The 8,352-nt window shown below is 36.7% G+C and carries 9 protein-coding genes, 2 tRNA genes and 2 pseudogenes (1 of these 13 only partly in view); 8 read left to right on the top strand and 5 right to left on the bottom strand.

What is annotated here, in order from left to right:
• From L652_RS0110165 to L652_RS0110145, 4 genes are all read right to left on the bottom strand, one after another.
• Positions 1–641 (bottom strand): CPBP family intramembrane glutamic endopeptidase (locus tag L652_RS0110165; RefSeq protein ID WP_024596913.1); only part of this gene is annotated, 641 nt, incomplete at its 3' end.
• A 118-nt stretch (positions 642–759) separates the two neighbouring features.
• Complete coding sequence (locus L652_RS0110160) at positions 760–1,656, bottom strand: LytTR family DNA-binding domain-containing protein (RefSeq protein ID WP_253951852.1); 897 nt, start codon at positions 1,654–1,656, stop codon at positions 760–762.
• Positions 1,657–2,026: 370 nt separating this feature from the next.
• A tRNA-Ser gene (locus tag L652_RS0110150) sits at positions 2,027–2,117 on the bottom strand.
• A gap of 83 nt (positions 2,118–2,200) precedes the next feature.
• Positions 2,201–2,291, bottom strand: a tRNA-Ser gene (locus L652_RS0110145).
• 251 nt (positions 2,292–2,542) lie between these two features.
• Here L652_RS0110145 and L652_RS0110140 point away from each other — a divergent pair.
• From L652_RS0110140 to L652_RS0110110, 7 genes and pseudogenes are all read left to right on the top strand, one after another.
• On the top strand, positions 2,543–3,208 hold the full coding sequence (locus tag L652_RS0110140) for a Bax inhibitor-1/YccA family protein (protein WP_008133668.1): 666 nt from the start codon (positions 2,543–2,545) through the stop codon (positions 3,206–3,208).
• Positions 3,209–3,263: 55 nt separating this feature from the next.
• Positions 3,264–3,617: a sulfurtransferase complex subunit TusD gene (tusD, locus tag L652_RS0110135; protein ID WP_024596911.1), complete on the top strand. Its 354-nt coding sequence runs from the start codon at positions 3,264–3,266 to the stop codon at positions 3,615–3,617.
• Positions 3,614–3,970 (top strand): sulfurtransferase complex subunit TusC, encoded by a 357-nt coding sequence (gene tusC, locus L652_RS0110130; RefSeq protein WP_007580210.1) that lies wholly within the window; start codon positions 3,614–3,616, stop codon positions 3,968–3,970. The genes tusD and tusC overlap by 4 nt, the downstream gene beginning before the upstream one ends.
• A complete protein-coding gene (locus L652_RS0110125) occupies positions 3,967–4,233 on the top strand; it encodes a DsrH/TusB family sulfur metabolism protein (protein WP_007580209.1) in 267 nt (88 codons plus the stop codon). Before tusC ends, L652_RS0110125 begins: the two co-directional genes overlap by 4 nt.
• 3 nt (positions 4,234–4,236) lie before the next feature.
• Entirely contained in the window at positions 4,237–4,566 is a 330-nt protein-coding gene (locus L652_RS0110120; protein WP_007375712.1) for a TusE/DsrC/DsvC family sulfur relay protein, read from the top strand.
• Positions 4,566–5,254 (top strand): annotated as a pseudogene (locus L652_RS01000000123645) (pseudouridine synthase). The gene L652_RS0110120 and the pseudogene L652_RS01000000123645 overlap by 1 nt, the downstream one beginning before the upstream one ends.
• Entirely contained in the window at positions 5,247–5,684 is a 438-nt protein-coding gene (locus L652_RS0110110; RefSeq protein WP_024595361.1) for an NUDIX domain-containing protein, read from the top strand. Before L652_RS01000000123645 ends, L652_RS0110110 begins: the two are co-directional and overlap by 8 nt.
• Positions 5,685–5,729: 45 nt before the next feature.
• Here the strand turns inward: L652_RS0110110 and L652_RS0110105 are convergent, their stop codons facing one another.
• Entirely contained in the window at positions 5,730–7,001 is a 1,272-nt protein-coding gene (locus L652_RS0110105; RefSeq protein WP_024595362.1) for a sensor domain-containing diguanylate cyclase, read from the bottom strand.
• A gap of 362 nt (positions 7,002–7,363) precedes the next feature.
• On the opposite strand from L652_RS0110105, the pseudogene mnmA reads away from it, so the two are divergent.
• A pseudogene (gene mnmA, locus L652_RS01000000123640) lies at positions 7,364–8,352 on the top strand (tRNA 2-thiouridine(34) synthase MnmA) (it continues 110 nt past the right edge of the window).

Here is an 8,352-nt window from a genome sequence, read left to right as displayed (position 1 = left end):
CCCGACATACCAAATATTCCGTAAGCTGCATTCATAAAAATATGCATCCACATAGGAAACCAAATACGATAACCACATTCACAATATAGCCACGCAAACCATGTACCTGCTACAGTAGTGATTGCAACCGCCATCAATGCAGAAATCGCATCATTGCCTTGATAAATATGGCCCAGACCAAATATTACTGAACTAATTAATGCCGCAGGCACAAAGCCCCATCTACAATATTTAAATAAAACACCAAACAATGCAGCCCTAAAAATTAGCTCTTCAAAAAACCCCGCATAAACTGAGCCAGTTATTATTGCTGGTATTGATAGGTTAAGTTCATCACTCAAAAATCCATAACCTATTGCCATAGGAGTACAACAAATAATTGCTGCGAGTGCATAGTTAATAAAACCAGAGGAATTAAGCCCTATAGATTCAAAAGGCTTACTTTGTTTAAACAAAATAATAGCCGCAATAACTAACGGTCCATATAAAAAAATATATTTAGCGGGGGTAAATAAAATGCCAGTTAGATTATCAAGTTCAGACAACCAGCTAGACCAACCTTCTCCCCAAAACCGCCTCATTACATAGTGGCAAAATACAAATATAGAAATTATTACAAATGCCTTGATAGCGTATTTCATATCTACTTTTCTCGTTAAGTTGTAAATTTCAACTTAATCTTGGCAATAGTAAAAATACAAAGCGACCTATTAGGTCTCAATTACAAGACGAGGTATAAAGCCCATGTTTTAGGGGGGATTAACATGTTTTTGGGATTAATGACAAAGCATCTTTTATTACTTTTACATAAGAACGAGACACAGGAATTTTAATATCAATTGTATGTAGCGATAATTGCAACCCTCCAGCATTACCATTGAAGTGCTGAATGTTTTGCAGGTTGACCGCATAAGAACGGTGGCATCGTAATATAATTGTATTTTCTGGAAGCTGCTTTAATAAACCGCTAAGAGATACACGTAATAGTTTACGTGAAGTTGAAGCTCCTTCTTGTATTGTTATTTCACAATAGTTGTCTGAAGATTTAATAAATAAAATATGGTGATGAGCTGTGTTAATTTCGTCGTTTTTATTATCGCCTTTAAGAGTAATTGTCTTTAATTCAACTTCTCTCAACTGCTCTTGATCGACGCTAACTGTACTTGGCTTAGTTAAATCTATTACATGCCTATTTACCACAAGTAAAAAAATAAGAGGAAATACACCAATACAAAAAATATACCCTACAAAAAGTAATTGATTCTGCCAATGCCAAGACCCAAGTACAGCAACCACAAAATACCCATGATTGAATAACGCAGTAATTAAAATATATGTGATAGGAATAATAATTAAACGGCTTAATTTACTTAGCTTAAACTTAAGTAACACTATTTCTATAAAACCTGACAATAGCAAAGCACAAAAGGTTACTAACCCATAGCCAAAAAGCCGCAGAAACTTGTAAGACTCGGTATCGCTTGAAGTGCCAAAAGGTTGAAATACAAAAAGTACAAAAAGCGCTATAAACGAAAACATGACGGCACGATATACAACTAACTTTCTCGAATCTAGATCATCTTTGAGCCACAACATCCTATTTTTCATACCTTTAATCAACCAATGTTTAAAAATAGCACACATTAATATGTGCATTCCAACTCATTTAAAATTTTTTGTGATGGTAGTTTTATTAAAAACAAAAAAGGAAGAGAACATCAACGTTATTTAACAGCAGAAGGTGTTGTGTGAGCAATTCTATCTGCTTTTAAGATTTTACTAATGAGAGATAAAACATGTAATACCAATTCGCTTAATTAAGTGGTCTATTTTTAAGGCGGAAAAACGTGTTGATAGCTAGGCAAAAAATTCGCTATTAAGTTGTTCTAAATGAGAGTTTTTTAACGCAGGGAGCGACACGTTTAGCCCCGCAAAATGATTAAGTATTATTGCGGATTGGTATAAGTGCACTGATTTTGTTCCAAACACAAAAAAGCCCGCTAAATTAGCGGGCTATTTTGTTATATGGTGGAGAGATAGGGATTTGAACCCTAGATGGGCTATAAACCCATGCCGGTTTTCAAGACCGGTGCATTCGACCACTCTGCCATCTCTCCGATACTGCTAAGTTAAAAGTAAGAGTGTACTAATAACTATTTAAATGAATGATATTTTAATTACCACACACTTATTAAATAAGTGGTGGAGAGATAGGGATTTGAACCCTAGATGGGCTATAAACCCATGCCGGTTTTCAAGACCGGTGCATTCGACCACTCTGCCATCTCTCCGCACGGCCTGCATAATAGGGAAACCCATCCCTTTTGTGAAGCTTTTTTTTAAATTAATTGTTTAAGTGCCTAAAAAACAATTGATTTGTTTAAAGTTAAAACAAAATGTTTTTAATTTAGCCATCAATATACTTTTATTTAAATATTTAACTCTATTGATCTACAAAGGTTTGCCCAAACATATAAGAGTTGGTAATCTAATTTTAGTTAAATTATCGAAACACACACGTTTCACTTAAAGGAGCTCTACAATGGCGTTTAATCAATCGTACAATACCGCGAAACCGGTAATGTCTACCATTGAAACAAACAAGGTACTTAAAAACACCTACTTTTTACTAGCTATGACACTTGCATTTAGTGCAGTTACAGCCGGTATTTCAATGGCACTACAATTACCTTACTTTATGGGAATTGTGTTTACACTTGTTTCGTTCGGTTTATTATTTGTTGTAAATAAAAAAGCAGATACAGCATCTGGTGTATTTTGGGTTTTTGCTTTCACAGGTTTAATGGGGGCAGGCTTAGGTCCATTGCTTAACCATTATGCTGCATTACCTAATGGCCCAATGCTTATTATGCAAGCCTTAGGTTCTACAGCGCTTATCTTTTTTGGTTTATCTGCTTATGCACTAAATACTAAAAAAGACTTCTCATTTATGGGTGGCTTTTTAACTGTTGGCTTAATCGTTGTGATTGTAGCAAGCATCGTTAATATTTTTATTGGCAGTTCATTGATGTTTATGGTGCTTAATGCAGCAGTTGTACTGATTATGTCTGGTTTGATTTTATTTGATACAAGCCGAATCATAAACGGTGGTGAAACTAACTACATTCGCGCAACAGTGTCTTTATACCTAAGCGTATATAACTTATTTACTTCTTTACTTGCTCTACTTGGCGCAAGTGATGACTAATTAAATAGTTCTGTTAAAATAGCCCCTTTATTGGGGCTTTTTTATTGGAATTGTTTTGGCACGCTTTGTTCTTTCATTACATACACCACCATCCGATCACGATACCACGCAACGCATAGTTAAATTTGCGAATGCATGTTTAGCCCAAGGGCACACCATTGATGCTATTTTTTTATACCAGCAAGGTATTTATCATGCATCTACCCACTTTGATTTATCCTCAGACGAGCTTCAAATTTCAGCACTTTGGCAGCAACTTGCTGATCAAAAACTAAATTTAATGCTGTGTGTTACCGCCGCGCAAAAGCGCGGGTTAGATATTAAAAACACAGGTGTATTTAAAGTCGCAGGGTTAGCTGAATTTGCAATGCTTGCAAGCGACGCAGATAAATGGGTGCAATTTAAATGATAAACGTATTAGTAATGAGTCAGTGCAGTCCATTTGACGATTTAAATATTCGTGATGCACTTGATATGACATTGATATTTGCTGCTGTTGACCAAAATGTGAGTTGGTTGTTTAGCGGCCCCGCCGTTTTGGCTTTAAAAAAGCATCAACAACCAAACAATATTGGCTTAAAAGACTTTTTTAAAAACATTAAAACACTCGAAATCTATGATGTTGAAAACATCTACGTGTGTGAAAAGTCATTGCTTGATTATGGTTTAAATAAGCATGATTTACTCATAGAGGCAAAAGCACTCAACTTTAGCCAACAACAAACATTAATTAAAGCGCAGCAACATGTGGTGAATTTATGAGTACATTACATATTTTTTCTAAGCCGCTTAACTATTATTCGGCAAATCAGCTAGAGAACTTAATTTTATCAGACGATAACGTGCTACTTGTTGGTGATGCCTGCTTTGCAAAAAAACAATTTAGGCAATTTGCAGATACACTGTTAATACTTGAACAAGACGCGCAAGTACGTGCAATAAAATTAACAGATAACGATAAAGCCATTAGCTATGAAGACTTTGTAGCACTCACTTTATCAACTAATCAATCAATTACGTGGTAACTCATGCTTGAATTTAACAACCAACAGATTGAAACCGACAAACAAGGCTACTTGCTCGACCATACTTTATGGTCAAAGGAGCTGGCGCCTGTAATTGCTACTCAAGAAAACATCACACTTAGTGAGCAACACTGGGAAGTCATTAATTTTGTTCGTGATTTTTACATTGAATATAACACCAGTCCAGCAATTCGGATGCTTGTAAAAGCAATGGCTAAAGCACTCGGTGAAGACAAAGGTAACAGCCTTTATTTATATAAATTATTCCCTAAAGGCCCTGCTAAGCAAGCAACAAAAATCGCCGGATTACCAAAACCAGCTAGGTGCATATAATGAGATCTAAATCAGGCAATAATCAAGTAACTGAATCCAAGCCAAAAAGAAGTACAGGGCGTACTTATTCTCGCAGTGCACTTAACAAAGCGCCTTCAGGTAAAAGAGAAATAAAGCTGCAAATAGCATCTAAAGACAGCAAAATTGTGTTATTCAATAAACCATTTGATGTGCTATGCCAATTTACAGATGACGCAGACAGAAAAACGCTTGCTGAGTTTATCCCTATTAAAGAAGTTTACGCAGCAGGAAGATTAGACAGAGACAGTGAAGGTTTATTGCTTTTAACAAACTGTGGAAAATTGCAAAACACCTTAACTGCTCCTGATAAAAAAACGAATAAAACCTACTGGGCACAAGTTGAAGGTGAACCAACAAGTGAATCAATTAATGATTTATGTAATGGCGTAGAACTTAAAGACGGGCTTACACTCCCCGCTAACGTTAAAATAATTGATGAGCCAACAATTTGGGCGCGTACNCCCCGCCTGTACGCGAGCGAAAAGCAATCCCTACCACTTGGCTAAGTATTACCATTAATGAAGGTAAAAACAGACAAGTTCGTCGAATGACCGCGCATATTGGCCACCCTACACTTCGCCTTATTCGCTATAGCATTGGCAACTATACGTTGGATGATATTAATTGTGGTGAATACAAAGTAATTAAGGGCGTAGTTGATGCATAAACCGCATGTAACAGTTGCGGCAATAGTAAAAAAGCAAAATGAGTTTTTACTTGTAAAAGAGCGCGATAAATTTACACAGCAAATTTGTTACAATCAACCTGCGGGTCATTTAGAGCAAAACGAAACACTTGCACAAGCCGCAAGCAGAGAGCTACTTGAAGAAACAGGCTTAGCGCTTAAGCCAGTCGGCTTTTTAGGTGTGTACAATTTGCATGCCGAAAATGGAGTGCACTATTTACGATTCTGCTTCTTATTTGAAGCGCCTGATAATATAAAAGCGCCAACGCCAATAGATACCGACATTATCAGCGCTAACTGGTATACATTAGAGCAAACAAAATCACTACCGCTTAGAAGTCCTTTAGTATTGAAGTGTATTAACGACAGCCTGAACCGACCAGTATTAAGCCTAGAAACTATTTATAATTAGTTATATTGGCGAGTAGCTTAAATAAAATAATTAACTCTATTTTACTTACTCTGAGCTTAGCGCTATACAGTTACGCCCTTGTTTTTTAGCATAGTACAAGGCGTTATCAGCGGCTTTAACAAAGCTAATTTCATCACTATTTGTATAGTCACTGATGGTATTAATACCCATACTTATAGATAAAAATCCGGTAAAGCTATCCTGATGTGCAATAGCTAAGTTTTCTACAGCCTTTTGTATTTGCTCAGCTATAAACAATGCCCCTTGCCTATCGGTTTGAGGTAATAAAACAACAAATTCCTCTCCGCCATATCGAGCCACAAAATCTTCTGGGCGACTAACAGTTGAAGCAATTTTTTGAGCCACATCATATAAACACGTATCGCCGGCTACATGCCCATACCGGTCATTAAATTGTTTAAAATAGTCAATATCGATAATAATTATCGATAGCATGCCTTCGCATTCTTTTGATTGTTCATACTCTTGTGTTAGTTTTTCATCAAACCGACGCCTGTTTGCAATTTTGGTTAATGCATCCAAAAAAGCCATATCCCTAAGTATATCCTCTGCTTCTAAACGCTCTGTAGCATCATTAAAAACAGCTAAAAACTCTTCACCTATATCAATTCCTGAAATTTCCATCATCACTTGTGAGCCATCACGACAAGAAACTCGATAGTTATTTGCAGGTATATCGTTATTATTATTCAGCGCCTTTTCAAGTGAATCTTGCCACAGCTTTTTTGCAAGCTCTCTATATTGTGGATCTGGGCACGCTTTTTCCCACCACAATTTAAGATTAGGTACATGCTCTACTGTATAACCAAAAACATCTACAAAGCGTTGATTAACTTTCAAAATATCACCCGTCTTAGAACACACATTACATACCGGCATTGGCAAAACGGTAAATAACCTAGCGTAGTGACTTATCTCATGTTTGCGCATAGGGTTGAGTGTACTTTGAGGTAAGTAACTCATTGGCATATCACTTTTTTCTATACTAAGCTTTTCGTCCATTTCTAAAGCGAAATACCATTCAAGCCACCAGTGCTCTACATGATCAAGTACCTTTAGCTCAATGTTCTTTTTAGCGGTTGAGCCCTTAATTAAGCTAAATAACTCATGTACATGATTTGGTTCTTGGTAAATATGGGGTTTTTTTAGTTTTATTAACTCATAAAAAAGATTATAGGCTGATTTTTTAAACTCTGTCGTCTTGCTAGAAAGTAATTCGCTATCCACAAAATCCGGTTTTTGTGTGTAATGCTCGACTAAAGAATTTATCTTGTTTATTTGATAGGCATAATTCATATATTCATTCCATTGACTATATTTCAAGCGGCTTTAAAATGGTTTACAACCATATACTCACCACTATTTTATTTTTATTAAGTGTATATTTACCCTAGTAGTTTTAAAAGAAAAATACTATTAATAAAACTCAATAACTACATGAATTATTCTATACTCTTAATTTATTAGTAAAGATCACTTTAATATTGCTAAAGTTACAGCCTGATAATGCGTTTAAGTCTAGTTTGCTATTTGTTATACAAATAAAATAGTGACAAATTATGTCCTTTGCCGCCCTACGCTCTTTAAGCACAAACAAAATACATGCTATAATCGCGGCCTTTCCAAGTTAACAGCAATCTGTATAAGCGAAATTATTCATGAGCGAAAATAGTCACATTAAAGTCATTGTTGGCATGTCCGGCGGTGTTGATTCTTCTGTATCTGCATATTTATTACAACAACAGGGCTACCAAGTAGAAGGCCTGTTTATGAAGAACTGGGAAGAAGACGACAATGATGAATACTGTGCCGCCGCTGATGACTTAAAAGATGCACAAGCCGTGTGCGACAAATTAGGTATTGAGCTTCACACAGTAAACTTTGCTGCTGAATACTGGGATAATGTATTCGAATACTTTTTAGCAGAGTACAAAGCCGGCCGTACACCAAACCCAGATATAATGTGTAATAAAGAAATTAAATTTAAAGCCTTTTTAGAATTTGCGGCTCAAGCACTCGGTGCTGACTTTATTGCAACTGGACACTACGTTCGCCGTGAACTTCGCGATGACAAATACGTAATGTGTCGCGGACTTGATAATAATAAAGATCAAAGCTACTTCTTATATACCCTAAGCCATGAACATATTGGCCAAACGTTATTCCCTGTAGGTGATATCGAAAAACCAGAAGTACGCCGCATAGCAGAAGAACAAGACCTAATCACGCACGATAAAAAAGACAGCACCGGAATTTGCTTTATCGGTGAGCGTAAATTTAAAGATTTTTTACAAAAGTTTTTACCAGCGCAACCTGGCGTTATCGAAGACACTGACGGTAACAACGTAGGCGAGCACGAAGGCTTAATGTACCACACGCTTGGACAACGCAAAGGCTTGTTAATTGGTGGTATGAAGGAAGGTTCTGGCGAACCATGGTACGTAGTTGATAAAGATTTAGAACGTAACGTACTTGTTGTTGGTCAAGGTAAAGATCACCCTCGCCTATACAGTAATGGTCTTAATGCAAACCAATTACATTGGGTAGACCGCGTTGGCCCTAAAGGCACCACTCGCTGCACAGTTAAAACACGTTACCGCCAAGAAGACTTAAGCTGTACCCTACTTGTAGGTGAAGACGGCATGGC

Origin of the sequence: Pseudoalteromonas sp. TB25 (genome assembly GCF_000497995.1) — a bacterium.
Taxonomy (GTDB): domain Bacteria; phylum Pseudomonadota; class Gammaproteobacteria; order Enterobacterales; family Alteromonadaceae; genus Pseudoalteromonas; species Pseudoalteromonas distincta.
The sequence above is the reverse complement of the archived record's forward strand: the minus strand, read 5'-3'. Positions and strand labels throughout refer to the sequence as shown.

Bases quoted from the DNA above. Each gene is read 5' to 3' on its own strand.
- tusC (WP_007580210.1), top strand. From the start codon at position 3,614: ATGATAAACGTATTAGTAATGAGTCAGTGCAGTCCATTTGACGATTTA.
- L652_RS0110160 (WP_253951852.1), bottom strand. From the start codon at position 1,656: ATGCACATATTAATGTGTGCTATTTTTAAACATTGGTTGATTAAAGGT.
- L652_RS0110110 (WP_024595361.1), top strand. From the start codon at position 5,247: ATGCATAAACCGCATGTAACAGTTGCGGCAATAGTAAAAAAGCAAAAT.
- L652_RS0110140 (WP_008133668.1), top strand. From the start codon at position 2,543: ATGGCGTTTAATCAATCGTACAATACCGCGAAACCGGTAATGTCTACC.
- L652_RS0110125 (WP_007580209.1), top strand. From the start codon at position 3,967: ATGAGTACATTACATATTTTTTCTAAGCCGCTTAACTATTATTCGGCA.
- L652_RS0110105 (WP_024595362.1), bottom strand. From the start codon at position 7,001: ATGAATTATGCCTATCAAATAAACAAGATAAATTCTTTAGTCGAGCAT.
- L652_RS0110120 (WP_007375712.1), top strand. From the start codon at position 4,237: ATGCTTGAATTTAACAACCAACAGATTGAAACCGACAAACAAGGCTAC.